The organism is Luteimonas panaciterrae (assembly GCF_020511115.1).
Taxonomy (GTDB): Bacteria; Pseudomonadota; Gammaproteobacteria; order Xanthomonadales; family Xanthomonadaceae; genus Luteimonas; species Luteimonas panaciterrae.
Window position 1 is genome coordinate 136,368 of sequence record NZ_JAJAVH010000014.1, and the last position, 22,280, is coordinate 158,647.

32 protein-coding genes are annotated in these 22,280 nt (G+C 64.3%); 1 reads left to right on the top strand and 31 read right to left on the bottom strand.

Annotation, left to right across the window (positions count from 1 at the left end; all coding sequences use genetic code 11):
- Nucleotides 1-117: 117 nt before the first annotated feature.
- Complete coding sequence (locus LG367_RS15460; RefSeq protein WP_226470163.1) at nt 118-2,013, top strand: DUF7933 domain-containing protein; 1,896 nt, start codon at nt 118-120, stop codon at nt 2,011-2,013.
- Nucleotides 2,014-2,104: 91 nt separating this feature from the next.
- Here the strand turns inward: LG367_RS15460 and LG367_RS15465 are convergent, their stop codons facing one another.
- From LG367_RS15465 to rpsJ, 31 genes are all read right to left on the bottom strand, one after another.
- Complete coding sequence (locus LG367_RS15465) at nt 2,105-3,499, bottom strand: class II 3-deoxy-7-phosphoheptulonate synthase (protein ID WP_226470164.1); 1,395 nt, start codon at nt 3,497-3,499, stop codon at nt 2,105-2,107.
- Between the two features lie 208 nt (nt 3,500-3,707).
- Nucleotides 3,708-4,208 carry a disulfide bond formation protein B gene (locus tag LG367_RS15470; RefSeq protein WP_226470194.1) on the bottom strand — a complete coding sequence of 167 codons (501 nt, stop codon included), beginning with the start codon at nt 4,206-4,208 and terminating at the stop codon, nt 3,708-3,710.
- Nucleotides 4,209-4,340: 132 nt separating this feature from the next.
- A complete protein-coding gene (locus LG367_RS15475) occupies nt 4,341-7,196 on the bottom strand; it encodes a type 2 lanthipeptide synthetase LanM family protein (protein WP_226470165.1) in 2,856 nt (951 codons plus the stop codon).
- Between the two features lie 75 nt (nt 7,197-7,271).
- On the bottom strand, nt 7,272-7,427 hold the full coding sequence (locus LG367_RS15480; RefSeq protein ID WP_226470166.1) for a hypothetical protein: 156 nt from the start codon (nt 7,425-7,427) through the stop codon (nt 7,272-7,274).
- 273 nt (nt 7,428-7,700) lie between these two features.
- Nucleotides 7,701-8,066, bottom strand: a complete 366-nt coding sequence (gene rplQ / locus LG367_RS15485; RefSeq protein ID WP_226470167.1) for a 50S ribosomal protein L17 — start codon at nt 8,064-8,066, stop codon at nt 7,701-7,703.
- Nucleotides 8,067-8,094: 28 nt separating this feature from the next.
- Complete coding sequence (locus LG367_RS15490) at nt 8,095-9,093, bottom strand: DNA-directed RNA polymerase subunit alpha (protein ID WP_226470168.1); 999 nt, start codon at nt 9,091-9,093, stop codon at nt 8,095-8,097.
- 164 nt (nt 9,094-9,257) lie between these two features.
- Nucleotides 9,258-9,887, bottom strand: coding sequence for a 30S ribosomal protein S4 (gene rpsD / locus LG367_RS15495; RefSeq protein ID WP_226470169.1), 630 nt, complete (start codon nt 9,885-9,887; stop codon nt 9,258-9,260).
- A gap of 14 nt (nt 9,888-9,901) precedes the next feature.
- Nucleotides 9,902-10,294, bottom strand: a complete 393-nt coding sequence (rpsK, locus tag LG367_RS15500; RefSeq protein ID WP_226470170.1) for a 30S ribosomal protein S11 — start codon at nt 10,292-10,294, stop codon at nt 9,902-9,904.
- Between the two features lie 13 nt (nt 10,295-10,307).
- Entirely contained in the window at nt 10,308-10,664 is a 357-nt protein-coding gene (rpsM, locus tag LG367_RS15505; protein WP_226470171.1) for a 30S ribosomal protein S13, read from the bottom strand.
- 359 nt (nt 10,665-11,023) lie between these two features.
- On the bottom strand, nt 11,024-12,391 hold the full coding sequence (secY, locus tag LG367_RS15510) for a preprotein translocase subunit SecY (protein ID WP_425490987.1): 1,368 nt from the start codon (nt 12,389-12,391) through the stop codon (nt 11,024-11,026).
- A gap of 7 nt (nt 12,392-12,398) precedes the next feature.
- Nucleotides 12,399-12,833, bottom strand: a complete 435-nt coding sequence (gene rplO / locus LG367_RS15515; RefSeq protein WP_226470172.1) for a 50S ribosomal protein L15 — start codon at nt 12,831-12,833, stop codon at nt 12,399-12,401.
- Between the two features lie 4 nt (nt 12,834-12,837).
- The gene (gene rpmD / locus LG367_RS15520; protein ID WP_226470173.1) at nt 12,838-13,041 is read right to left on the bottom strand and encodes a 50S ribosomal protein L30; all 204 of its coding nucleotides are present in this window, start codon (nt 13,039-13,041) and stop codon (nt 12,838-12,840) included.
- Nucleotides 13,034-13,579 carry a 30S ribosomal protein S5 gene (gene rpsE / locus LG367_RS15525; RefSeq protein WP_226470174.1) on the bottom strand — a complete coding sequence of 182 codons (546 nt, stop codon included), beginning with the start codon at nt 13,577-13,579 and terminating at the stop codon, nt 13,034-13,036. Before rpsE ends, rpmD begins: the two co-directional genes overlap by 8 nt.
- A gap of 158 nt (nt 13,580-13,737) precedes the next feature.
- Complete coding sequence (gene rplR / locus LG367_RS15530) at nt 13,738-14,091, bottom strand: 50S ribosomal protein L18 (RefSeq protein WP_226470175.1); 354 nt, start codon at nt 14,089-14,091, stop codon at nt 13,738-13,740.
- A gap of 45 nt (nt 14,092-14,136) precedes the next feature.
- Nucleotides 14,137-14,664: a 50S ribosomal protein L6 gene (gene rplF, locus LG367_RS15535; protein WP_226470176.1), complete on the bottom strand. Its 528-nt coding sequence runs from the start codon at nt 14,662-14,664 to the stop codon at nt 14,137-14,139.
- A 16-nt stretch (nt 14,665-14,680) separates the two neighbouring features.
- Nucleotides 14,681-15,076: a 30S ribosomal protein S8 gene (gene rpsH / locus LG367_RS15540; RefSeq protein ID WP_226470177.1), complete on the bottom strand. Its 396-nt coding sequence runs from the start codon at nt 15,074-15,076 to the stop codon at nt 14,681-14,683.
- A gap of 63 nt (nt 15,077-15,139) precedes the next feature.
- Nucleotides 15,140-15,445, bottom strand: a complete 306-nt coding sequence (gene rpsN, locus LG367_RS15545; protein WP_226470178.1) for a 30S ribosomal protein S14 — start codon at nt 15,443-15,445, stop codon at nt 15,140-15,142.
- Between the two features lie 17 nt (nt 15,446-15,462).
- A complete protein-coding gene (rplE, locus tag LG367_RS15550; protein WP_226470179.1) occupies nt 15,463-16,005 on the bottom strand; it encodes a 50S ribosomal protein L5 in 543 nt (180 codons plus the stop codon).
- A gap of 11 nt (nt 16,006-16,016) precedes the next feature.
- Entirely contained in the window at nt 16,017-16,334 is a 318-nt protein-coding gene (gene rplX / locus LG367_RS15555) for a 50S ribosomal protein L24 (RefSeq protein WP_226470180.1), read from the bottom strand.
- Between the two features lie 15 nt (nt 16,335-16,349).
- Nucleotides 16,350-16,718 carry a 50S ribosomal protein L14 gene (gene rplN, locus LG367_RS15560; RefSeq protein ID WP_202840115.1) on the bottom strand — a complete coding sequence of 123 codons (369 nt, stop codon included), beginning with the start codon at nt 16,716-16,718 and terminating at the stop codon, nt 16,350-16,352.
- Between the two features lie 14 nt (nt 16,719-16,732).
- A complete protein-coding gene (rpsQ, locus tag LG367_RS15565; protein ID WP_226470181.1) occupies nt 16,733-16,999 on the bottom strand; it encodes a 30S ribosomal protein S17 in 267 nt (88 codons plus the stop codon).
- Nucleotides 17,000-17,011: 12 nt separating this feature from the next.
- Complete coding sequence (rpmC, locus tag LG367_RS15570; protein WP_226470182.1) at nt 17,012-17,215, bottom strand: 50S ribosomal protein L29; 204 nt, start codon at nt 17,213-17,215, stop codon at nt 17,012-17,014.
- Nucleotides 17,215-17,628, bottom strand: coding sequence for a 50S ribosomal protein L16 (rplP, locus tag LG367_RS15575; RefSeq protein ID WP_226470183.1), 414 nt, complete (start codon nt 17,626-17,628; stop codon nt 17,215-17,217). Before rplP ends, rpmC begins: the two co-directional genes overlap by 1 nt.
- 2 nt (nt 17,629-17,630) lie before the next feature.
- On the bottom strand, nt 17,631-18,401 hold the full coding sequence (gene rpsC, locus LG367_RS15580; RefSeq protein WP_226470184.1) for a 30S ribosomal protein S3: 771 nt from the start codon (nt 18,399-18,401) through the stop codon (nt 17,631-17,633).
- A gap of 3 nt (nt 18,402-18,404) precedes the next feature.
- On the bottom strand, nt 18,405-18,743 hold the full coding sequence (gene rplV, locus LG367_RS15585; protein WP_226470196.1) for a 50S ribosomal protein L22: 339 nt from the start codon (nt 18,741-18,743) through the stop codon (nt 18,405-18,407).
- 64 nt (nt 18,744-18,807) lie between these two features.
- Nucleotides 18,808-19,077 carry a 30S ribosomal protein S19 gene (gene rpsS / locus LG367_RS15590; protein WP_226470185.1) on the bottom strand — a complete coding sequence of 90 codons (270 nt, stop codon included), beginning with the start codon at nt 19,075-19,077 and terminating at the stop codon, nt 18,808-18,810.
- A 6-nt stretch (nt 19,078-19,083) separates the two neighbouring features.
- The gene (gene rplB / locus LG367_RS15595) at nt 19,084-19,911 is read right to left on the bottom strand and encodes a 50S ribosomal protein L2 (RefSeq protein ID WP_226470186.1); all 828 of its coding nucleotides are present in this window, start codon (nt 19,909-19,911) and stop codon (nt 19,084-19,086) included.
- Between the two features lie 11 nt (nt 19,912-19,922).
- On the bottom strand, nt 19,923-20,216 hold the full coding sequence (gene rplW, locus LG367_RS15600) for a 50S ribosomal protein L23 (RefSeq protein ID WP_226470187.1): 294 nt from the start codon (nt 20,214-20,216) through the stop codon (nt 19,923-19,925).
- Nucleotides 20,213-20,818: a 50S ribosomal protein L4 gene (gene rplD, locus LG367_RS15605; protein WP_226470188.1), complete on the bottom strand. Its 606-nt coding sequence runs from the start codon at nt 20,816-20,818 to the stop codon at nt 20,213-20,215. Before rplD ends, rplW begins: the two co-directional genes overlap by 4 nt.
- A 2-nt stretch (nt 20,819-20,820) precedes the next feature.
- Nucleotides 20,821-21,477 carry a 50S ribosomal protein L3 gene (rplC, locus tag LG367_RS15610; protein WP_226470189.1) on the bottom strand — a complete coding sequence of 219 codons (657 nt, stop codon included), beginning with the start codon at nt 21,475-21,477 and terminating at the stop codon, nt 20,821-20,823.
- A 10-nt stretch (nt 21,478-21,487) separates the two neighbouring features.
- Nucleotides 21,488-21,799 (bottom strand): 30S ribosomal protein S10, encoded by a 312-nt coding sequence (gene rpsJ, locus LG367_RS15615; protein ID WP_005408208.1) that lies wholly within the window; start codon nt 21,797-21,799, stop codon nt 21,488-21,490.
- Nucleotides 21,800-22,280 lie beyond the last annotated feature (481 nt).

A 22,280-nucleotide genomic window follows, 5' to 3' on the forward strand; every position in this document is an offset into this window, starting at 1 on the left:
AATTTACAGCATTTCGTCACATTTTCTTCACGCATTGGGTATAGTGGGCGCGTCAATCAGCGGCCACTGCCGGTTCGATGCGATTCGTCGGACGCCAGTGCGGCCAAGGGGAATCGCATGAACAACTCTTCGGGGCACCGCACCAGCGGCAAAGCACGCTGGCTCAGGGCTTTGTGCGTGCGTCTGGGAATCGTGGCGACATTCGTTCTCTCTTTCCCGATCACGGTGCAGGCACAGACCACCGTCTTTCTCGAGAACTTCGAGAACGCCATCAACAACACCGCCACCGGCGCCCAAGGCTTCTCGGTGGCCGGCGCCAGCTACGTCGGCACCACGCCTCCGGGGCAGACATACACGGCCGCGACCGACTGGCTCAACGGCGCTTTCTGTAATGGCGTCATCCTGAGCGCGAACAATTCCACCGCGCCGGGCTGGGCCACGGCGCAGAACAGGTGCCGCCCGGATTCGGGCGCGCAGTCCTACAACGCCATTCGCACCCTGGCCCGCGGCATGGGCAATCGCTTCGGCGGCGGCGACAACAACCACGTCCTCAGCGCCTACACCGAATGCCCGAACGGCACCTGCACCACGATCGGGTCCGGCGCCACCAACGGCGTGATGTTTCGCACCAACAGCCTGATTCCGGTTCCGGCCAATCACTTCTACACATTCTCGGTCGACATCGCCGCCAGAAGCTGCGGCGCATCGGGCGGCGATCCGCTGCTGCAGTTCCAGCTGATCGACGGCTCGGGCGGCTCCACCAACATCGGCGGTCCGCTCAACGCCTGCGGCGCCGGCGGAACATCGTCGAGTGTCGCCAATTTGCAGACGTCGCCGTTCCCCGCCACCGTCACTGTCTACACGCAAACCCTGACCACGACGGCCGCGCTCAAGTACACAGGCACTTCGCTCGGCGTGCGGCTGTACAACAACAACGGCGCGACGCTCGGCAACGATCTCTCCGTCGACAACATCCGCGTGCTCGACGCCACGCCGACTCTCAGCAAGTCGTTCTCGCCCAACCCGGTGACGGCCGGCGGCACTTCCGTACTGACGTTCACCATCACCAATACCAGTGACAATCTGGCCAAGCCCGCCTGGAGCTTCACCGACAACCTGCCCACCGGCATGACGCTCGCCAACACCACGGTCGGTGGCACCTGCACGACGGTGACCACCAACGCCACCACCGGCGCCTCGTCGATCACCATCAACGGCAGTCTGCCGGCGGTCGCCTCATGCACGGTGACGGTGAACGTGCGCGTCGCCAGCAATGTCACCACTGCGTTGCAGAACTGTCCGGCCAACATCACCGGTCTCAACTTCATCATCGCGCCCACCAGTTGCGCCGTCTTGAACGTCAACCTGCCCGTGAGCCTGGGCAAGACCTGGGTCAGCGCGGTCGCCGGCAACGCCGTCAACCTGACGATCAGCGGTAGCGGCGTGATCGACGCCACCGCGGGCACGTCCACGGCGCCGTCGACGACGACCAATGCCACCGCCGGCGCCGCTGCGGGCAGCACGGTGACGCTCGCCGAATCCTTCAGCAACGGCAACGCATCCAGCTATGCCACGACCCTGGCCTGCGCCAAGACGAGCGACGGCAGCGCGGTCGCGGTAAGCGGTTCGGGTTTGAGCAGAACGATCGTCATGCCGACCGACAGCGGCGTCACCTGCACGTACACCAATCAGCTGCAGACCAACCTGACGATCACCAAGACCAACACGCCGGCCAGTGGGGCGACCGACCAGCCATCCGATACCGTGATCAGAGGCGTGGCGACCGCCTATTCGATCGTCGCGACCAACAGTGGCTCGGGGCCATTGACGGGCGCCGTCGTGCGAGATCCCGCGAATGCAAGCCTGGTCTGCAATACACCAGTGCCATGCACCGGCGCGGCCTGCCCGTCGGCGACCGTGCCGCTGGCAACGCTGCAAGGAAGCGGCGTCACGTTGGGAACCCTAGCCGCAGGCGGCAGCGTCACCTTCACTTTGACCTGCGTGCCGCAGTAAGCAAAAGACGAGACATCCGGGCGAACTCTCTTCGCATTCGGGACATCACGAAGCGCGGCCACGCATCTCGCGCGGCCGCACTAGGGCATCGTCACGCCGGCCGAGGCGCCGCGAGCTGTGACTGCTTGCGCACGATCAGCATCGCCGTTTCCAGCGCCTGCTCGTAGTTCAGGCGCGGATCGACGGTGGAGCGATAGGCGCGTTCGAGATCGACGTCGGTCAGATCGCGCGCGCCACCCGTGCATTCGGTGACGTCCTCGCCCGTCAGTTCCAGATGCACGCCGCCCAGGCGTGTACCCGCCGCTGCGTGCACGTCGAAAGATTGCTCGATATCGCCGCGAATCTTGTCGAAGCGGCGTGTCTTGAAACCGTTGCTGGTCGATTCGGTGTTGCCGTGCATCGGATCGCAGATCCACAGCACGCGGCGACCGTCGCGCTTCACCGCTTCCAGCAGCGGCGGCAGCTTCTCCGCCACCTGCGATGCACCCATGCGATGGATCAGGCTCAGCCGTCCCGGTTCGTCATCCGGATTGAGCACGTCCATGAGCTCGAGCAATTGATCCGGCGTGACCGACGGCCCGACCTTCACCGCGATCGGATTGCGGATGCCGCGGAAGTATTCGCTGTGCGCGCCATCGACCGCCGCGGTGCGCATGCCGATCCACGGGAAGTGCGTGCTGAGATTGAACCAGCCCCACTGCCGCGGCACCTCGCGCGTTTGCGCTTCCTCGTAGGGCAGCAGCAGCGCTTCGTGCGAGGTGTAGAAGTCGACGCGGTTGAGGTTGTACACCTGCGAGCCGGACAGCGTCTCCATGAACTTCACCGCATCGCCGATGTTGGACACCATGCGGTGATATTCGTCCGCGAGCGGCGAATGCTTCACCCAGCGCAGGTCCCAGTATTCGGGATGGTGCAGGTCGGCGAAACCGCCGTCGATCAGCGAACGCACGAAATTCATCGTCATCGCCGAACGCGCATGCGCCTTGACCATGCGGCGCGGATCGGGCGTGCGCGCTTCCGGCGTGAACTCAGGGCCGTTGATCACGTCGCCGCGATAGCTCGGCAGCGACACGTCGCCGCGCGTTTCCAAATCGGCCGAACGCGGCTTGGCGTACTGGCCGGCGAAGCGACCCACGCGCACCACCGGCAGGCGCAGGCCGTGCACGAGCACCAGGCTCATCTGCAGCAGCACCTTGAGGCGGTTTGAGATCACATCGGACGTGCAGTCGCTGAAGCTCTCCGCGCAATCGCCGCCCTGCAGCAGGAAGCGCTTGCCTTCCTGCGCCTCGGCGAGCTGCTGCTTGAGCGCAAGGATTTCCCACGAGGTCACCAGCGGCGGCAGCGCGCGCAATTCGTCCTGCACGCCGGCGAGCGCCACGGCGTCTGGATAAGCCGGCAGCTGCAGGGCCTTGCGCGAGCGCCAGCTATCGGGCGCCCAGTCGGCGGGAAGATTCACGGTGCGGAGAGTGCGATCGGAGGACGGCATATTCGTATTCGAAAAATCCGCACAGGCAAGTGCGGGGAGTGGGAAAGCAGCGCATTGTTGCGGCGCAGCGAAAGCATCATCTGCCTGAAAAACGCCGTCTGCAACCCTTGCTTTCGCAACTATTTAGTTCGCCTCGATCGAAAAGCCCAGCCCGCTCACCGTGCTGACGGCATGGCGAGCTTAGCCAGACTTTCCAATGCCCAGCCGCTCAGCGGCGACGGAAGGCGGCCGTCAGGACCAGCAAGGTCAGCAGCACGAACCAGAGCAGGCTCCAGGCCGGCATCGACAGGCCCAGGAAGGTCCAGTCGACCTTGGCACACTCGCCGGAACCGGTGAGCACCTTCTTGATCACCTCGGTCAGCGGATTGGCTTCCATCATGAACGACAGCGGCGGGCCGCATTCGGGCACCTGGTCCGCCGGCAGGTGCGTGATCCAGACATGGCGGGCGGCGATGCCGATGCCGACCAGCGCCGGAATCAGAGCGAGCACGCCGTAGATCGCGCGTCCCTTGCCGCCGCGCGGCGCATGCAAGCCGGCGATCAGCAGCACCACGCCGAGCGCCGCGAAGGCGATGCGCTGGAAGATGCACAGCGGGCACGGCTGCAGGCCCCACTGGAACTGCGAGAAGAGCGCGAAACCGATCAGCGCGGCGCAGATCGCGAAGCCGAGCAGGCATTGCGCACGGAAAGACCAGCGGGAAATATTCAACGGCATCGGGAACGACCTGGAGTAATCGGGCCGGGTTCGTCTTCCTCGCGGGAAGGGAATCCGGGGCGCGTCAACATAGCAAAACCCAGGATGGGTGCGGGGGATCACCATGGCCCGCATCGCACCGGCGGATCACGTCGGCGCGGCACCGAGAGACAAGCTCAGCACCGAGGGGACGTGCCACGGATCGGCGAGACGCAGACATCCGTAAGCAATACCAGCCAAACCGACCATCAATCCCAACGGAAGTTCCGCGATCGAGCGTCCGCCGCAGCGCCAACCCGCACCCTGCGACTGCTCGATCAGCCCACGTCCGAGATCGCGGCAGCGCGCCAGCATCGCGGCATTGTGTGCCTGGACAGCCCATTGCAGCGGCAATTCCAGATTGCCGAACTGGCCGTGGCACAGGCAGTGTCCGCTGGCGAAACCCTCCGCCAGTGTCTTCTCGACGCAGCGAAGCGTTTCCCCGTGCCATGCGGTATCGCGCGAGGATTGCGGCCACAGCAGCCGCGCCAGACCGACACCCGGCGCGCCGTGGCACCAGGAATAGGTATCGCCCTGCCCGTCTTCGTCAGCACCTTCATCGAGGTCGTACCAGCGCCCACCCCGCGCTTCGTATGCCGCGCGTTCGTAGCGCAACACATCCAGGGCAAGCGCGAGACATTCGGCATCACCTTGCGCATGCGCGTAACGCGCGAGCGCCGCGCCGATGCCCGCGCTACCGTGCGCGAAGCCGCTCAGACGGCGCCCCAATGCCGCGGGACAAGGCCAGTGGACGCCATCGGCATCGCGTTGCGCCGTTTCAACCAGTCGCGTCGCGCATGCGGCCATCGCGGCCGTGATGTCCGCGCCTGGCCTACAGCGTTGCATCTCCGATAGCACCAGCAGGCAGCCGCCCGCACCGCCGATGAGATCGAGTGCGTCGTCGTCCGCGATCCGTTCGGCGATGCGCGGCAGCCAATCCTCTGCTTCATCGATCAGATCCGGACGCCGCCAGCGCAGGCCCGCCGCGAGCAGGACGTAGAGCCACCCGCTCAGGCCGGTGTAAGGACCGATCGCGGTCATCGCCTTGGGATCGTCGCGCAGCATGCGCTGGCTGGATTCGAGCGCGGCTTCCGCCGCCCGCGTGAAGCGCGTCAATCCGCTCTGCACGCCGAGCTCGCCGAACAACAACATCATGCCCGTCGAACCTTCGTAGAGCGTGGCGCCCATCGGGGCAATCACCGGCTGCGGACTGTCGTGGTACTCCGGCTGGAAGAAGACGATCTCGCCGCGATCGCGGAACGACAGACGCAGCAGTTCATCCCCGAGCGCGATCGCCGTATCGAGGAAGATCCCGTCATCAACATGGGAGACATCGACTCGGCGCGACTTCGCCGCATTCTTTTCCGTTACAACTGCCGGACGGATGCTTTCCAGCGATTGCCGTAGCGCGTAGCGCTGCCGTTCCAGATCGCGCGGCGACAGTCCGCGCAACCGGCGCCGCGTTTCCTTCCAACCAGAGCGGACGAACAGCCGCGGAACGACGTGCCCCTCACCATCCCGCACGTCGGTGCCGTCGACGCGTATGCGGAATCTCGGCACATCCCCACGCAGCAGTGTCTCGCGCTCGATGGCCTGCGTTCGCGTCAGGAACGGCCACTCTCGACTGCCGACTTCCAGCCGCGACAACACCGCGTCCCGCTCGGCTTCCGAACGCAAGTACTGCGGGTGCGACATCGCGTTCAACAGGCGCGCGTAGATGTGGGTGGAGCGCACCAGCGCGCGCGTTTCCAGGCGCGCGAACGGAGCCAGCGGGCCGTCTTCCTCGCACAGGCGCGGCTTCAGCACGAGCAGGCCACGATAGGTGTCCTCGAATCCCGAGACCATCGCGTCGGCATGCTCATGTGGCGCGATCCTGGCTCCGTCTGTGAGGAACGGTAGATTCGCACTCGGCTGCGTCATCGTTTCCATGGGCGAGAGACGCAGCTGATCTGTCCCCTCGCCCGTTGCCTGCCGCACCGTGCGGCGATGTTCGCCCCAGGCGAGGCCACTCATGTCGTGGGCATCGGGATCGTTGCGCTCGAATGGCAGCAGGCCGGAAAACAGGATCGAGGGCGCATGCGGTGGATGACGGCCGGTCACCGGCCCGCGCCGGCTGAGCCAAGGCTGGAATACGGTTTCCAGATCGATCAGCACCGGATGTTCACCGCAGGCGATGACGTTCTCCAGATGCAGATCGGTGCAGCTCAGCAGATAGGCGATCGCGACCAATCCGCCGTAACGACGATAGTAGGCGGCCGCCGCACCGGCATCGATCAGTGGCGCGTGCTCGATCCATTGCGCGTAACCGTATTCGCCGCGATCGAGTGTCGCCGCCGCCCTCTGCAACGGTTCGATACCCCGCTCCGCCAGTTCGGCGAGGAAACGCGCATACGCCACATCCATCGCCAATGAGCGCGGTTTGTAGAGCATGCGTCCCGCCTCGAAGCGGAGCCGCACGACGCTGCCGCCGTGATCGTGGCGATCGCCCAAGCCCGCCGCGAATGCGCACAGCCGTCCCGGCGTCTCCGCATCGGCGAGCAGCGGCGCCAATCGTGGATAGTCGTCGGCCAGATGTTGCAGGAGACGGCCAAGGAAGTGTTCGGCCTGCGTCGCCTGCCGAGCGATATCCGCCTGCAGCAGCGGATACCGGGTATCGAGTGCGCGACGGCCAGCCGCACTGTCGATCCATTCGAGGAAGTGTTCGAAACGCTCTTCTGGCGTTTCACCTTGTAGCGCTTGCTGGTGCCGCGCGACCGCCAGTTCCAGCAACAGCGTGCGGCAGCTCCACGAAAGCGCCGGTTCCGCGAAAGCATCCGCGATCGCGTGCCGCAATTGTTCGAAATCGAAGCGATCCGGCCAACGTCGCGCCGCCGAGGCCCACCGCGCCAGTGCGCGTTCGCGCATGGGGGCGAGCATCGGCTCCGCCCAGCGCAGCAACGGCTTCAGCGCCGTGTCGTCAGCCATGCTTTATCAGGGGCTCTACGAAGCGGGGCTTCTCCCATTGCGGGAGAAGGGCCGCCAGATCCCGCATCGCGAATCTCAATCGCAGAAGATGCAGGTGCGCCAGCAGGTGTTGGCCGTGGCCATGTTGCCGGCCTTGTCCACCAGCTTGTCGTCGCTGAGATCGGCAGCGCCGATGCTCTCGCTCAGCAGCTGGTCGAAGACCTCCTGGGAGATTTCGGAATTCGTAAGCATGTTAAAGACTCTCCAATTGATTGCGTCGTAACGCGTAAGGGCGGTCTTCTCGATTGCTCCTTGTCGCGCATCCGCCTGCATGCGCCAACCCGGTCCGAAGGCGGCGTTCTATCACGGCTGCGGTTAGGGAACGGTAATGCCTGCGTGGCGGGCGTCACAAACGAAAACCCCGGCACAGGGCCGGGGTTTTGTTTTTGCTCTTTTGGAAAGTCCGACCATCGAGCCGCGCCGTCAGCGTGGCGAGGTGGCCAGGTTCCTACGGAGGAACCCGCATTACGCCTGCGGACGATCCACCAACTCGACGTAGGCCATCGGCGCATTGTCGCCGTCGCGGAAGCCGCACTTGAGGATGCGCAGGTAACCACCGGGACGCTCGGCATAACGCGGACCGAGCTTGGTGAACAGGTTGCCGACGGCTTCCTTGTCGCGCAGACGCGAGAAGGCCAGACGACGGTTGGCGACGCCGTCACGCTTCGCGAGCGTGATCAGCGGCTCGGCGACGCGGCGGAGTTCCTTCGCCTTGGGCAGCGTGGTGCGGATCAGCTCGTGCTTGAACAGCGAAGCGGCCATGTTGGTGAACATCGCATCGCGGTGCGCGCTGGTGCGGCTGAATTTGCGTCCGGATTTCTGGTGGCGCATGGTCGTGATTCCTGATGAATTTTTTTACTTAGCCGAGCATGCCGTGAGCGGAAACGCCCGCCGGCGGCCAGTTCTCGAGCTTCATGCCGAGCGAAAGGCCACGCTGGGCGAGGACTTCCTTGATTTCGGTCAGCGACTTCTTGCCGAGGTTCGGCGTCTTGAGCAGTTCCACTTCGGTCTTCTGGATCAGATCGCCGATGTAGTAGATGCTCTCGGCCTTGAGGCAGTTGGCCGAACGCACGGTCAGTTCGAGGTCGTCGATCGGGCGGAGCAGGATCGGGTCGACGCCGGCGGTGGCGGGCTTGGCGGCGCCGCGATCGCGGTGCGTGAAGTCGCCGAACACCGACAGCTGGTCGGTGAGGATGTCGGCGGCGGTGCGCACGGCTTCCTCGGCGTCGATCGTGCCGTTGGTTTCGATGTCGAGCACGAGCTTGTCGAGGTCGGTGCGCTGTTCCACGCGCGCGGCTTCGACTTCATAGGCAACGCGGCGCACGGGCGAGAACGAGGCGTCCAGCATCAGACGGCCGATCGCGCGGGTTTCTTCGTCCGGACGACGACGGGCGGCGGCCGGCTGGTAGCCGAAGCCGCGCTCGATCTTCAGGCGCATGTTGATCGACGCATCCTTGGTGAGATGGCAGATCACATGCTCGCCGTTGAGGATCTCGACGTTGTGGTCGGTCTTGATGTCGGCGGCGGTCACCACGCCCGGACCCGACTTGCTCAGGGTCAGCGTGGAGCTGTCGCCGGTGCCCATGCGGATTGCGATGTCCTTCAGGTTGAGCAGGACCTCGAGCACGTCCTCCTGCAGGCCTTCGATGGTGCTGTATTCGTGCAGGACGCCGTCGATCTCGACCTCGGTGATCGCGAAGCCGGGGATGGACGACAGCAGCACGCGCCGCAGCGCGTTGCCGAGGGTGTGACCGTAGCCGCGCTCGAGCGGTTCGATCACGACCTTCGCACGGTTGCCGGCGAGACGTTCGATCTGGGGGCCGCGGGGGCGCAGGACCTGGTTGGCATTAGCCGTCATGTTTGTGATTTCTCCTGCGGTGAACCATCGGGCTGGGGGTGCCGATGGCTTGGCATTACGCTTTTTGGCGCTCCCTCCGGAAGGGAGCGGCCGACGCGCATCGCACGTCGGCCTGGTCCGTGGGCGGTTCCGTCGTTACCGGGGCGGAACGCCCTCAACACCGATTACTTCGAGTACAGCTCGACGATCAGCGCTTCGTTGATGTCGGCCGGCAGGTCGCCGCGATCCGGCACCGCCTTGAACACGCCGCTGAACTTCTTCGCGTCGACCTCGACCCACGACGGCGTCAGGTCCATCGTGGAGGAGACCGTCAGGGATTCCTGCACGCGAAGCTGCTTCTGCGCGCGCTCGGACAGCGCGATCGCGTCGCCGGCCTTGACCTGGTACGACGGCAGGTTGACGAACTTGCCGTTGACCGTGACGCCGCGGTGCGAGACCAGCTGGCGCGCCGCCGGACGCGTGACCGCGAAGCCCATGCGATAGACGACGTTGTCCAGACGGGTTTCCAGCATCTGCAGCAGGGTTTCGCCGGTGTTGCCCTTCTTCGTCGAAGCCTTCTTGTAGTAGTTGCGGAACTGGCGTTCCAGCAGACCGTAGATGCGCTTGACCTTCTGCTTTTCGCGCAGCTGGGTGGCGTAGTCGGACAGCTTGCCCTTGCGGGCGGTGGCGCCGTGCTGGCCGGGTTTCTGCTCGAGCTTGCACTTGGAGTCCAGCGCGCGGGCTGGGCTCTTCAGCGAGAGGTCAGTGCCTTCGCGGCGAGCGAGCTTACAGGTGGGACCGATATAACGAGCCATTCTTCTTCAGCTCCTCAGACGCGACGCTTCTTCGGCGGACGGCACCCGTTGTGCGGGATTGGCGTCACGTCGATGATGTTGGTGATCTTGTAGCCGACGTTGTTCAACGAACGTACGGCCGATTCGCGGCCCGGACCCGGGCCCTTGATGCGCACTTCCAGCGACTTCACGCCGTAATCGAGCGCGGCCTTGCCGGCCTTCTCGGCGGCGACCTGGGCGGCGAACGGGGTGGACTTGCGCGAGCCGCGGAAACCCGCGCCGCCCGAGGTCGCCCACGACAGCGCATTGCCCTGGCGGTCGGTGATCGTGACGATGGTGTTGTTGAAAGAAGCGTGGACGTGGGCGACGCCGTCGGTGACGACGCGCTTGATCTTCTTCTTGGTCTTGGCTGCTGCCGGCTTGGCCATGTTTGTCTACCCCTTACTTCTTGATGGCCTTGCGCGGACCCTTGCGGGTACGGGCATTGGTCCGGGTGCGCTGGCCGCGCAGCGGCAGGCCGCGGCGGTGACGGAGGCCGCGGTAGCAGGCCAGGTCCATCAGACGCTTGATGGCGATGCCGACCTCACGGCGGAGGTCGCCCTCGACCACGAACTTGCCGACTTCGGCGCGCAGGCGCTCGACTTCCGGCTCGGACAGGTCGCGGATCTTGGTGTTCGAGGACACGCCTGCGGATTCGCAGACCTGCTTCGAACGGGTACGGCCGATGCCGTAGATGCTTTGCAGCCCGACCCAGACGTGCTTCTGGGCAGGCAGGTTGACACCTGCAATACGCGCCATGCGCGGATCTCCAACTGGTTTGGCGGTCGGGTATCCGGGGGAATCCGGAATCCGACGCAGTGAACACGAAATTCTAACAGGGTCTCGGCTTCTTAGGAAGCCCCGGGCGGCAAGCCACCCATGGACTCCGGCATGGGGAGTGTGCCCATGCTCCGGCGACGGACCCTTGCTGGACGAGGCCCCCGGTTACCCGGGTTTCCCGCCCGCCCCTCGCCACTCAAGCGCGGGGACTGGCATCGGCCCACCCGCGCACGAGACCGCCGCGCGAGTCGCCCATCTGGTTCTCCCCGAGGTTGTGGGAGAAACCGTTGTTCTTCACGTCGTCGCCCCATTCATGCGGGCGCCGGCGGTTCAATCTTTCAGCTGCGCGAGAGTCCTCGCGTGCCGCCCTTCAGGTTCGCCTTCTTCAGCAGGCTTTCGTACTGATGCGACATCAGATGTGCTTGGATCTGGGCGATGAAGTCCATCACCACCACCACCACGATCAGCAGCGAGGTGCCGCCGAAGGAGAACGAGGTGCCGAGCTTGGTGCGCATCACTTCCGGCAGCAGACAGACCAGCACCAGGTAGACCGCGCCGGCGGCCGTTAGCCGCGTCAGCACGCCATCGATGTAGTCGGCCGTGGCCTTGCCCGGACGGATGCCCGGAATCAGCGCGCCGGATTTCTTCAGGTTGTCCGCGGTTTCCTGCGAGTTGAACACCAGCGCGGTGTAGAAGAACGCGAAACCCGCGATCAGCACCGCGAACAGGATCATGTGCAGCGGCTCGCCCGGGGCCAGCATCTGGCTGATCTTCTGGAGGGTCAGCTGCAGACCGCCGGTGGCGCTCTGGCTGCCGAACCAGGTGGTTATCGTCGACGGGAACATGATGATCGACGAAGCGAAGATCGCCGGGATCACACCCGCCATGTTGAGCTTCAGCGGCAGGAACGAGCTCTGGTTCATGTACGCGCTGCGGCCACCCTGGCGGCGCGCGTAGTTCACCGTAATGCGGCGCTGGCCGCGTTCGACGAACACCACGAAGAAGGTGAACGCCAAGACGATGGCCACGATCATGATCACCGAGATCGGGCTCATGTCGCCGTTGCGCGCCTGCTCGATGGTGTTGAGTACCGCGCCCGGCAAGCCAGCCACGATGCCGGCGAAGATGATCAGCGACACGCCGTTGCCGACGCCGCGCTCGGTCACCTGCTCGCCCAGCCACATCAGGAACATGGTGCCCGCGGTCAGCGCGACCACGGCGGTCAGCACGAAGCCGATGCCGGGCGTGTAGACCGCCTGCACGCCGGTGCCGGCGCCGCTCTGCAGCGCGGTGGCGATGCCGGCCGCCTGGAAGACCGCCAGCGGGATCGCGCCGATGCGCGACCACTGGGTGATGCGACGGCGTCCGGATTCGCCTTCCTTCTGGATCGCCTTCAGGCTCGGCACGATCTGCACCAGCAGCTGCACGATGATCGAGGCCGAGATGTACGGCACCACGTTCAACGCGAACAGGCTGAAACGCTGCAGAGCGCCACCGGAGAACATGTTGAACATGTCCACGATGGTGCCCTTCTGCGCTTCCATCAGCTGCAGCATGGCGTCCGGGTTCACACCCGGGACCGGGATGTAGCAGCCGATGCGATAGACGATCAGCGCACCCAGCACGAACAGCAAGCGCTGACGCAGCTCGGTGAATTTGCCCAAGCCGCCGCCGATTCCGGCCATCGCACTGCTGCTGCGTGACATGCCCTGCTTACTCCTCGATCTTGCCGCCGGCCGCTTCGATCGCCGCGCGCGCGCCAGCCGTGGCCAGCACGCCCTTCAGCACGAGCTTCTTGGAAACGTCGCCCTTCTTGACGATCTTGGCGCGCTTGGCCGTCGTCGGCACCAGCTTGGCCGCACGCAGGGCGGCGAAATCGACCGTGCCCTCGAGCGAATCGAGCTGATACAGCATGACCTGCGCGGTGTCGTTCTTCAGCTTCGAGCGGAAGCCGACCTTCGGCAGGCGCTTGCGCAGCGGCATCTGGCCGCCTTCGAAGCCGGCCTTGATCTTGCCCTTGCCCGCGCGCGCGAACGAACCCTTGTGACCGCGACCCGCGGTCTTGCCGAGGCCGGAGCCGATACCGCGGCCGACGCGGACGCGTTCGGTGCGGGCGCCTTCGGCAGGCTTGAGAGTGTTGAGCTTCATGTGATTACTCCTCGACCCGCACCAGGTAGTGCACCTTGTTGATCAGGCCGCGCACCTGCGGGCTGTCTTTCAGCTCGCGGACGTCGTTCAGTTTGTTGAGGCCGAGCGCCTTCACCGACAGGCGATGCTTCGCCTGCGAACCGCGCATGCCCTTGACCAGACGCACCTTGACGGTGCCGCCGTTGTTGGTTTCGTTCTTCTTAGCCATGGAGGATGTCCTCCACCTTCTTGCCGCGCTTGGCCGCGATCTTGCTCGGCGAATGCATCGCCTCAAGACCCTTGACCGTCGCACGAACGAGGTTGATGGGATTGCGCGAACCGACCGCCTTGGCCAGCACGTTCTTCACGCCGACCGCTTCCAGCACGGCGCGCATCGCGCCGCCGGCGATCACGCCGGTACCTTCGGAAGCCGGCTGCATGAACACGCGGGCCGCGCCGTGGCCGGCCTTCACCTGATGCCACAGGGTGCCGTTGTTCAGCTCGACCGAGGTCATGTTCTTGCGCGCGTATTCCATCGACTTCTGGATCGCGACCGGCACTTCGCGCGCCTTGCCGTAACCGAAGCCGATCTTGCCGTCGCCGTCGCCCACCACCGTCAGTGCGGTGAAGGTGAACTGGCGGCCGCCCTTGACGGTCTTGCTGACGCGGTTGACCGCGATCAGCTTCTCGATCATGCCGTCGTCGATTTCCTCGCGGTCGCGGTTGCGATCACGATCGCGGCCCCGCGGTGCACGTTCTTCTGCCATTTCGATATCTCGGTTGTTGAGGAATTTGCGGCTTCGCCGCTTATGGTTGGGATATGTCGCGGATGTTTCACGGGACGGAGAACTCCGTACCGCGCCCGGCGCAGCCCGCGCCGGCAGGTGACACTAGGCGTGGGGACGATGCCCCACACCTTCAAGCCTTAGAACTGCAGACCGCCCTCGCGAGCGGCGTCGGCCAGCGCCTTGATGCGGCCGTGATAACGGTAACCCGAGCGGTCGAAGGCGACCTTCTCGATGCCGGCGGCCTTGGCCTTCTCGGCGATGATGCGACCGACCTTGGCGGCGGCTTCAGCGTTCTTGCCGTTCTTCAGACCGTCGCGGACGTCGGCCTGCGTGGTGCTGGCGGCGGCCAGAACCTTGGAGCCGTCGGCGTTGAACAGCTGCGCGTAGACGTGCTGGCCGGTGCGCAGCACCGACAGGCGCGGCACGCCGAGGTTACGGATGTGCGCGCGGGTCGACTTGGCGCGGCGCAGGCGGGCGATTTTCTTTTCCATTGCTCTTATCCTCGAAAGCTGAAAGCGCGGGGCTCTTGTCGAGCGTTACGCCTTCTTGGCTTCCTTACGAATGATGTTTTCGCCGGCGTACTTCACACCCTTGCCCTTGTAGGGCTCCGGCGGACGGAACCCGCGAATCTTGGCGGCGACTTCACCGACGCGCTGCTTGTCGGCGCCGCTGACCACGATTTCGGTCTGGGTCGGCGTGGCGATGGTGATGCCTTCCGGGGCCTTGAACAGCACCGGGTGCGAGAAACCCAGCGACAGGTTCAGGTCCTTGCCCTGCATGGAGGCGCGGTAACCCACGCCCACCAGCTCGAGCTTGCGCTCGAAGCCTTCCGAGACACCCTTCGCCATGTTGGCGAGGATGGCGCGCAGGGTGCCGGTGATAGCGTCATGCGACAGGTCGACCGGCGACAGGTTGGCAACGCCGTTTTCCAGCTTGATTTCGACACCGGCCGGCTTGGCGATCGACAGCGTGCCTTTCGGGCCCTTGACGCTGATGTTGTCGCCCTGGACGTTCAGTTCGACGCCCTTCGGCAGGGCGATCGGCTTCTTGGCTACACGAGACATTGTTCTGGGCTCCTCGTTACGCCACGAAGCACAGGACTTCGCCACCGACGCCGTGCTGGCGCGCCTGCGCGTCGGTCATGATGCCCTTCGACGTGGAAATGATGGCGATACCGAGGCCGTTGAGCACCTTCGGCAGCGCGTCCTTGCCGCGGTAGTTGCGCAGACCCGAGCGCGAAACGCGCTGCAGGCGCTCGATCACCGGGCGGCCTTCGAAATACTTCAGCTCGATCTCGAGTTCGGCCTTGGCGCCGTTCTCGGTCACGCGCAGGTTGCCGATGTAGCCTTCGTCCTTGAGGACGTTGGCGATGGCCACCTTGGTCTTGGACGACGGCATCTTCACCGTCGGCTTGCCGACCGCGGCCGCATTCTTGATGCGGACCAGCATGTCGGCGATGGGATCAGTCATGCTCATTGAATATCACCTTTGAGTAGCACCGATATCCGCTTTCGCGAAAATCTTGGGGTTGAAAAACTTTTACCAGGAAGCCTTGCGCAGGCCGGGCACATCACCACGCATGGTGGCTTCGCGCAGCTTGTTGCGGCCCAGGCCGAACTTGCTATAGACGGCGCGCGGGCGACCGGTCAGGACGCAACGCGTGGTCTGGCGCGACGGCGAGGAATCGCGCGGCAGCTTCTGCAGCTTGGTCGCGGCTTCCATCTTGTCTTCGTAGCTCGCCGTCTGGCTGTTGACGATCTTCTTCAGTGCGTCACGCTTGGCGGCGTACTTCTTTGCCAGCTTGGTCCGCTTCGTCTCGCGGTTGACCATGGAGGTCTTAGCCATTATTCAATCCTCGAGTATCAGTTGCGGAACGGGAAGCGGAAGGCTTCGAGCAGCGCCTTGGCTTCTTCGTTGCTGCGGGCCGTGGTCGTGATGGCGATATCCATGCCGCGGATCGCGTCGACCTGGTCGAAGTCGATTTCCGGGAAGATGATCTGTTCCTTCACGCCCATGTTGTAGTTGCCGCGACCGTCGAACGAACGACCGGACACACCACGGAAGTCGCGCACGCGCGGCAGCGAGATGTTGATCAGGCGATCCAGGAACTCGTACATCTTGGCACGGCGCAGGGTGACCTTGCAGCCGATCGGCCAGCCGTCGCGAATCTTGAACGAGGCCACCGAGACGCGCGACTTGGTCACCACCGGCTTCTGGCCGGCGATCTTGGTCATGTCGGCAACGGCGTTCTCGAGGATCTTCTTGTTCGCGGCAGCCTCGCCCACGCCCATATTGAGCGTGATCTTGGTCAGGCGCGGCACCTGCATCGGATTGGTGTAGCCGAACTTCTCCATGAGCTTCGGCGCCACTTCTTCCTTGTAGAACTTTTCCAGACGGGTCGTCATTTTTGCATTCCTCAGGCGTCAATCGCCTCACCGCTCGAGCGGAACACGCGCAGGCGGCGTCCATCCTCAAGCACCTTGGTACCAATGCGCTCGCCCTTGCCCGTGGCAGGATTGAACAGCATCACGTTGGAAACATGGATCGGCGACTCGCGCTCGATCACGCCACCCGGCTGGTTGATCTGCGGGTTCGGCTTGGTGTGGCGCTTGACGATGTTGATGTTCGACACGACGACCTTGTCGCCGAGCACGCGCACCACGTCGCCCTTCTTGCCCTTGTCCTTGCCGGCGGTGACGATCACGTGATCGCCTTTCTTGATTCGATTAGCCATTGTCTTGTCCTCCGCTCACAGCACTTCGGGTGCGAGCGAGACGATCTTCATGAACTTCTCGGAACGCAGCTCGCGGGTCACAGGCCCGAAGATGCGCGTGCCGATCGGCTCGTGCTTGTTGTTGAGCAGCACGGCGGCGTTGCCGTCGAAGCGGATCAGCGAACCGTCGGCACGACGCACGCCCTTGCGGGTGCGCACGACCACGGCGTCATAAACCTCGCCCTTCTTGACCTTGCCGCGCGGGATAGCGTCTTTGATCGACACCTTGATGATGTCGCCGATCGCGGCGTAACGGCGCTTGGAGCCGCCGAGCACCTTGATGCACATCACTTCCTTGGCGCCGGAGTTGTCGGCCACATCGAGGTGGCTTTGCATCTGGATCATGGTCTGCCCTCCTCTTATTCGGCCGCGCGGGCGACGATCTCGACCACGCGCCAGTTCTTGGTCTTGGACATCGGCGCGATCTCGACCACGCGCACCGTGTCGCCTTCATTGCAGGCGTTGTCGGCGTCGTGGGCGTGGAGCTTGGTCGAGCGACGGATGTACTTGCCGTACAGCGCGTGCTTGACCTGACGCTCAACGAGCACCGTCACGGTCTTGTCCATCTTGTTGCTGACGACGCGGCCTTCGACCGTGCGCAGCTTCTTTTCAGTATTTTCTGTCATGTCAGCCGTTCCTTATTTCTGCGTGCCAGATTTGGACTGGCCGAGCAGGAAATTCACCCGCGCGATTTCGCGGCGCACCCGGCGCACGTCGTGGGGCTTGTTCAGCTGACCGGTCACCTTCTGCATGCGCAGCGAGAACTGCTCTTTCTGCAGATCCAGCAGGTGGCCCTGCAGGTCGGCGGCGGATTTGCCGCGGAGTTCTTTGATCGTGCTCATCAGCGCACCGTCCGGGTGACGAATTGGGTGGTCACCGAGAGCTTGGCGGCGGCCAGGCGGAACGCCTCGCGCGCGGTTGCCTCATCGACGCCCTCGATTTCATAGATCATGCGGCCGGGCTGGATCTGCGCGACCCAGAACTCGACGTTGCCCTTACCGGAGCCCATTCGGACTTCGATCGGCTTCTTGGTGATCGGCTTGTCCGGGAACACGCGGATCCACATCTTGCCGCCGCGCTTGACGTAGCGGCTGATCGAACGGCGCGCGGCCTCGATCTGGCGCGCGGTCAGCTGACCGGTCTGCGTGGCCTTCAGGCCGTACTCGCCGAAGCTGACGGCGTTGCCGTTCCATGCCAGGCCGTCGTTGCGGCCCTTGTGCATTTTGCGGAATTTGGTTCGCTTGGGTTGCAGCATGATTAGTCCCTCGCCTCGTCGCGACCGCCACGATCCGCACGGTCACCGCGCTCACGGCGCGGACCACGCGGACGCTCGCGATCACGATCACCGCGCTCGTTGCCGCGCGGCGTGTCGTCCTGCTTCTCCTGGCCAACCTGGGAGAAATCGAAGATTTCGCCCTTGTAGATCCAGGTCTTGATGCCGATGATGCCGTAGGTGGTCTTGGCTTCGGCGAAGCCGTAATCGACGTCGGCGCGCAGCGTATGCAGCGGCACGCGGCCTTCGCGGTACCACTCGGAACGGGCGATTTCCGCACCGTTCAAGCGGCCGGCGACGTTGACCTTGATGCCCAGCGCGCCCAGGCGCATCGCGTTGCCCACAGCGCGCTTCATCGCGCGGCGGAACATGATGCGGCGCTCGAGCTGCTGCGCGATCGACTCGGCGACCAGCTGTGCATCGAGCTCGGGCTTGCGCACTTCGGTCACGTTGATGTGCGCCGGAACGCCCATCAGATCGCTGACGTCCTTACGCAGCTTCTCGATGTCCTCGCCACGCTTGCCGATCACCACGCCCGGACGGGCGGTGTGGATCGTGACGCGCGCGGTCTTGGCCGGGCGCTCGATCAGGATCTTGCTGATCCCGGCGGCAGCCAGCTTCTTGCGCAGCATCTCGCGGACCTTGAGGTCGGCGGCGAGGTAGCCAGCGTATTCCTTCTTGCCGGCGTACCACTTGGAATTCCAGTCTTTGGAGATACCCAGACGGATGCCGGTCGGATGAACTTTATGACCCATGACTTATTTGCCCTCGCCGACGACGACGGTGATGTGGCTGGTGCGCTTGAGGATGCGAGTACCGCGACCCTTGGCACGCGCCATGAAACGCTTCAGCGCCGGACCTTCGTCGACCGTGATCGTGGTGATCTTCAGTTCGTCGATGTCCGCACCAGCGTTGTTCTCGGCGTTGGCGATCGCCGACTCCACCACCTTCTTGATCAGGTGGGCGGCTTTCTTGTCCGAGAACTTCAGCAGGTTGACGGCGCGCTCGGCCGGCAGACCGCGTACCTGGTCAGCGACCAGACGGGCCTTCTGCGGCGAGATGCGCGCGGTCTTGAGGATCGACGTGCGCTTGTTGATCTCGGTGCGCGCCCGCTTCTGCTCTTCGTATTTTTCGCGAGTTGCCTTATCCACGGTGCGCTCCTTACTTGCCGGCTTTCTTGTCGCCGCCATGACCCTTGAAGGTCCTGGTCATGGCGAACTCGCCGAGCTTGTGGCCGACCATGTTCTCGTTGACGAGCACCGGAACGTGGTTCTTGCCGTTATGTACGGCGATGGTGAAACCCACCATCTCCGGCAGGATCATCGAACGCCGCGACCAGGTCTTGATCGGTCGCTTGCTGCTACCGGCCGCTTCCACCTTCTTGATCAAGTGGTGGTCGACGAACGGGCCCTTTTTCAGTGAACGTGCCATGGTCGATTAGCTCCTACGGTCGCGCACGATGAACTGCTGCGTCCGCTTGTTCTTGCGGGTCTTGTAGCCCTTGGTCGGCACGCCCCACGGCGTGACCGGATGCGGATTGCCCTGGCCGGCCTTGGCCTCACCACCGCCGTGCGGATGGTCAACCGGGTTCATGGCCGCACCGCGAACGGTCGGGCGCACACCGCGCCAACGCTTGGCGCCGGCCTTGCCGAGCTTCTCCAGATTGTGCTCGTCGTTGCCGACTTCGCCGATGGTGGCGCGGCACTCGGCCGGCACCTTGCGCATTTCGCCCGAACGCAGGCGGAGCAGCGCGTACACGCCTTCACGCGCGACCAGCTGCACCGCGGCGCCGGCGGCGCGCGCCAGCTGGGCGCCCTTGCCCGGCTTCATCTCGATGCAATGCACCGTGGAACCGACCGGGATGTTGCGCAGCGGCAGGGTGTTGCCGGCGCGGATCGGAGCATCGTTGCCCGCGATCACCTGGTCGCCGGCCTTCAGGCCCTTCGGCGCGATGATGTAGCGGCGCTCGCCGTCGACGTAGCACAGCAGCGCGATGTGCGCGGTGCGGTTGGGATCGTATTCGATCCGCTCCACGCGCGCCGGAATGCCTTCCTTATCGCGCTTGAAGTCGACGATGCGGTAATGCTGCTTGTGACCGCCGCCGATGTGGCGGGTGGTGATGCGGCCGTGGTGGTTGCGGCCGCCCGTCTTGCCCTGCTTCTCGAGCAGCGGCGCGTGCGGAGCACCCTTGTGCAAATTCGGCGTCACCACGCGGACCGCCGAACGGCGACCTGGAGAGGTGGGCTTGAATGTCATCAATGCCATGGATTAATTCCTCAGACCTTGGCCGTCATCACGTCGATCGACTGACCATCGGCCAGCTTCACGTAGGCCTTGCGCCAGTCGCCGCGGCTGCCCTGGCGTTGACGGAAGGACTTGTTCTTGCCCTTCACGTTGACCACGTTGACCGCTTCGACCTTGACGTCGAACAGCTTCTCGATCGCAGTCTTGATGTCGGCCTTGGTGGCCGTCTTCGCGACTTCGAAGGCGTATTGGTTGGATTCCTGCATGCGTGCGGTCTTTTCGGACACGCGCGGCGCACGGATCACGCTGTAGAGATTGGCGCTCATGCCAGCCACTCCTCGATTTTCTTCACCGCGTCGGTGGTGATCAGGACGCTGTCGGCGCCGACGAGGCTGACCGGATCCAGGCCCTGCACGTCGCGCACTTCCACATACGGCAGATTGCGCGCGGACAGGTACAGGTGCTCGGAAGCCTCCTCGGTCACGATCAGCGGACGCTGGCCGAGCTCGAGTTCCTTCAGCTTGCTCACCAGACCGCTGGTCTTGGTCTCGCTGATGTCGAACGCATCGACAACCTTCAGACGGCCCTGGCGGTTGAGTTCCGACAGGATCGCCGCGATCGCGGCGCGGTACTGCTTGCGGTTGACCTTCTGCTCGAAGCTGCGCGGCTTCGCAGCGAAGGTGACGCCGCCGCCGACGAAGATCGGCGCGGTCAGCGCACCGTGACGAGCACCGCCGCCCTTCTGCTTCTTGGACTTCTTGGTGGTGCCGTTGACTTCGGCGCGCGTCTTCTGTGCCTTGGTGCCGGCGCGGCCCGCATTGCGGTAGGCGACGACGACCTGATGCACGAGGTCTTCGCTGAATTCACGGCCGAACACGGCGTCGGATACCGACAGCGTTTTCGAACTGTTGTTAATGGCGAGTTCCATCATCAAACTCCCTTGCTCGACGGACGCACGATCACGTCGCCGCCCGGAGCACCCGGAACCGCGCCCTTGATCGCGATCAGGCCGCGCTCGACATCGATCTTGACCACTTCCAGGCCCTGCGTGCTCTGCTGCACGGCACCCATGTGACCGGACATCTTCTTGCCCGGGAACACGCGGCCCGGCGTCTGGCGCTGACCGATCGAGCCCGGTGCGCGATGCGACAACGAGTTACCGTGCGTCGCGTCGCCCATCTTGAAGTTCCAGCGCTTGATCGTGCCCTGGAAGCCCTTGCCCTTGGTGACGCCCTGGACGTCGACGATCTGGCCGACTTCGAAGATGTCGGCCTTGATCTCGCCGCCGATCTGGAAGTCGCCGATCTTGTCGGCTTCCACGCGCAGTTCCCACAGGCCACGACCGGCTTCGACCTTCGCCTTGGCGAGGTGACCGGCTTCCGGCTTGTTGACGAGCGCAGCGCGGCGCACGCCGACCGACACCTGCACGGCGCTGTAGCCGTCGGTATCGAGGGTCTTGATCTGGGTGATGCGGTTCGGGGTGGCCTCGATCAGCGTCACCGGCACGGACTTGCCGTCCTCGGTGAAGACGCGGCTCATGCCGGCCTTGCGACCGACCAACCCCAACGAATATTTCTTCGCGGACATGGTGGCGGCCTCAGGTGAGCTTGATCTGCACGTCGACGCCAGCCGCGAGTTCGAGCTTCATCAGCGCGTCCACGGTCTTGTCGTTGGGGTCGACGATGTCGAGCACGCGCTTGTGCGTGCGGGTTTCGTACTGGTCGCGCGCGTCCTTATCGACGTGCGGGGACACCAGGACGGTGTAGCGTTCGATCTTGGTAGGCAGCGGGATCGGGCCGCGCACTTGCGCGCCGGTCCGCTTGGCCGTTTCGACGATCTCACTGGCCGAACGGTCGATCAGACGATGATCGAACGCTTTGAGCCGGATCCGGATCTTTTGGTCCGCCATGACGGAATTCCTAGGTTGAAAGAGCGACAGGCTTTGCGGCTGGGTGCGCAAAACCCCATGAAATCAATGACTTTCCGAGACATAAGGCCCGCGCCTCGGGAGTATCCCTTCAAAAAACGAGGCAGGTTGGTCGCCCAACCCGCCCAGACGGAGAATCACAGACGCGACGACTGGCTCCTCCCTATATGCTCCGAACATGCTTCGGAACGGGTGGAGCCTTGCCTCGCGACATTTCCCTGTCTGGCGAAAACGAGGCGCATCCGGCGCCTCATTTCGCGGTTTCCCGGGCCGCCAAAGGCGAATCGGGAAGTGGTCGAACATTATAAAAGGGTTAGAGACGCTATTGCAAGCGTTCGCCCCCAATTTCCTGCCGGACCTGCTGTAGGCCCTGGCCGGAAATAGAGAGGCCCCGGCCGAAGCCGGAGCCCACTCGGACTTACTTGATGATCTTGGCCACCACGCCCGCGCCGACCGTACGGCC

Bases quoted from the DNA above. Each gene is read 5' to 3' on its own strand.
- LG367_RS15480 (WP_226470166.1), bottom strand. From the start codon at position 7,427: ATGCTTACGAATTCCGAAATCTCCCAGGAGGTCTTCGACCAGCTGCTG.
- rpmD (WP_226470173.1), bottom strand. From the start codon at position 13,041: ATGGCTAAGAAGAACGAAACCAACAACGGCGGCACCGTCAAGGTGCGT.
- rpsS (WP_226470185.1), bottom strand. From the start codon at position 19,077: ATGGCACGTTCACTGAAAAAGGGCCCGTTCGTCGACCACCACTTGATC.
- LG367_RS15465 (WP_226470164.1), bottom strand. From the start codon at position 3,499: ATGCCGTCCTCCGATCGCACTCTCCGCACCGTGAATCTTCCCGCCGAC.
- rpsK (WP_226470170.1), bottom strand. From the start codon at position 10,294: ATGGCCAAGCCGGCAGCAGCCAAGACCAAGAAGAAGATCAAGCGCGTC.
- rpmC (WP_226470182.1), bottom strand. From the start codon at position 17,215: ATGAGCACGATCAAAGAACTCCGCGGCAAATCCGCCGCCGACCTGCAG.
- rplB (WP_226470186.1), bottom strand. From the start codon at position 19,911: ATGGCATTGATGACATTCAAGCCCACCTCTCCAGGTCGCCGTTCGGCG.
- rplR (WP_226470175.1), bottom strand. From the start codon at position 14,091: ATGGAAAAGAAAATCGCCCGCCTGCGCCGCGCCAAGTCGACCCGCGCG.
- rpsE (WP_226470174.1), bottom strand. From the start codon at position 13,579: ATGGCAGAAGAACGTGCACCGCGGGGCCGCGATCGTGATCGCAACCGC.
- rpsC (WP_226470184.1), bottom strand. From the start codon at position 18,401: ATGGGTCATAAAGTTCATCCGACCGGCATCCGTCTGGGTATCTCCAAA.
- rplX (WP_226470180.1), bottom strand. From the start codon at position 16,334: ATGGCTAATCGAATCAAGAAAGGCGATCACGTGATCGTCACCGCCGGC.
- rplD (WP_226470188.1), bottom strand. From the start codon at position 20,818: ATGGAACTCGCCATTAACAACAGTTCGAAAACGCTGTCGGTATCCGAC.
- rplF (WP_226470176.1), bottom strand. From the start codon at position 14,664: ATGTCTCGTGTAGCCAAGAAGCCGATCGCCCTGCCGAAGGGCGTCGAA.
- rplP (WP_226470183.1), bottom strand. From the start codon at position 17,628: ATGCTGCAACCCAAGCGAACCAAATTCCGCAAAATGCACAAGGGCCGC.
- rplC (WP_226470189.1), bottom strand. From the start codon at position 21,477: ATGTCCGCGAAGAAATATTCGTTGGGGTTGGTCGGTCGCAAGGCCGGC.
- rplE (WP_226470179.1), bottom strand. From the start codon at position 16,005: ATGACGACCCGTCTGGAAAAGTTCTACAAGGAAGAAGTGGCGCCGAAG.
- LG367_RS15460 (WP_226470163.1), top strand. From the start codon at position 118: ATGAACAACTCTTCGGGGCACCGCACCAGCGGCAAAGCACGCTGGCTC.
- rpsQ (WP_226470181.1), bottom strand. From the start codon at position 16,999: ATGACAGAAAATACTGAAAAGAAGCTGCGCACGGTCGAAGGCCGCGTC.
- rplO (WP_226470172.1), bottom strand. From the start codon at position 12,833: ATGAAGCTCAACACTCTCAAGCCTGCCGAAGGCGCCCGCACCGAACGC.
- rpsD (WP_226470169.1), bottom strand. From the start codon at position 9,887: ATGGCTCGTTATATCGGTCCCACCTGTAAGCTCGCTCGCCGCGAAGGC.
- rplN (WP_202840115.1), bottom strand. From the start codon at position 16,718: ATGATCCAGATGCAAAGCCACCTCGATGTGGCCGACAACTCCGGCGCC.
- LG367_RS15490 (WP_226470168.1), bottom strand. From the start codon at position 9,093: ATGACGGCTAATGCCAACCAGGTCCTGCGCCCCCGCGGCCCCCAGATC.
- rpsH (WP_226470177.1), bottom strand. From the start codon at position 15,076: ATGAGCATGACTGATCCCATCGCCGACATGCTGGTCCGCATCAAGAAT.
- secY (WP_425490987.1), bottom strand. From the start codon at position 12,391: ATGTCACGCAGCAGCAGTGCGATGGCCGGAATCGGCGGCGGCTTGGGC.
- rpsJ (WP_005408208.1), bottom strand. From the start codon at position 21,799: ATGGCGGACCAAAAGATCCGGATCCGGCTCAAAGCGTTCGATCATCGT.
- rplQ (WP_226470167.1), bottom strand. From the start codon at position 8,066: ATGCGCCACCAGAAATCCGGACGCAAATTCAGCCGCACCAGCGCGCAC.
- rpsN (WP_226470178.1), bottom strand. From the start codon at position 15,445: ATGGCTAAGACCTCCATGGTCAACCGCGAGACGAAGCGGACCAAGCTG.
- rpsM (WP_226470171.1), bottom strand. From the start codon at position 10,664: ATGGCGCGTATTGCAGGTGTCAACCTGCCTGCCCAGAAGCACGTCTGG.
- LG367_RS15475 (WP_226470165.1), bottom strand. From the start codon at position 7,196: ATGGCTGACGACACGGCGCTGAAGCCGTTGCTGCGCTGGGCGGAGCCG.
- rplW (WP_226470187.1), bottom strand. From the start codon at position 20,216: ATGAGCGCCAATCTCTACAGCGTGATCCGTGCGCCGCGCGTGTCCGAA.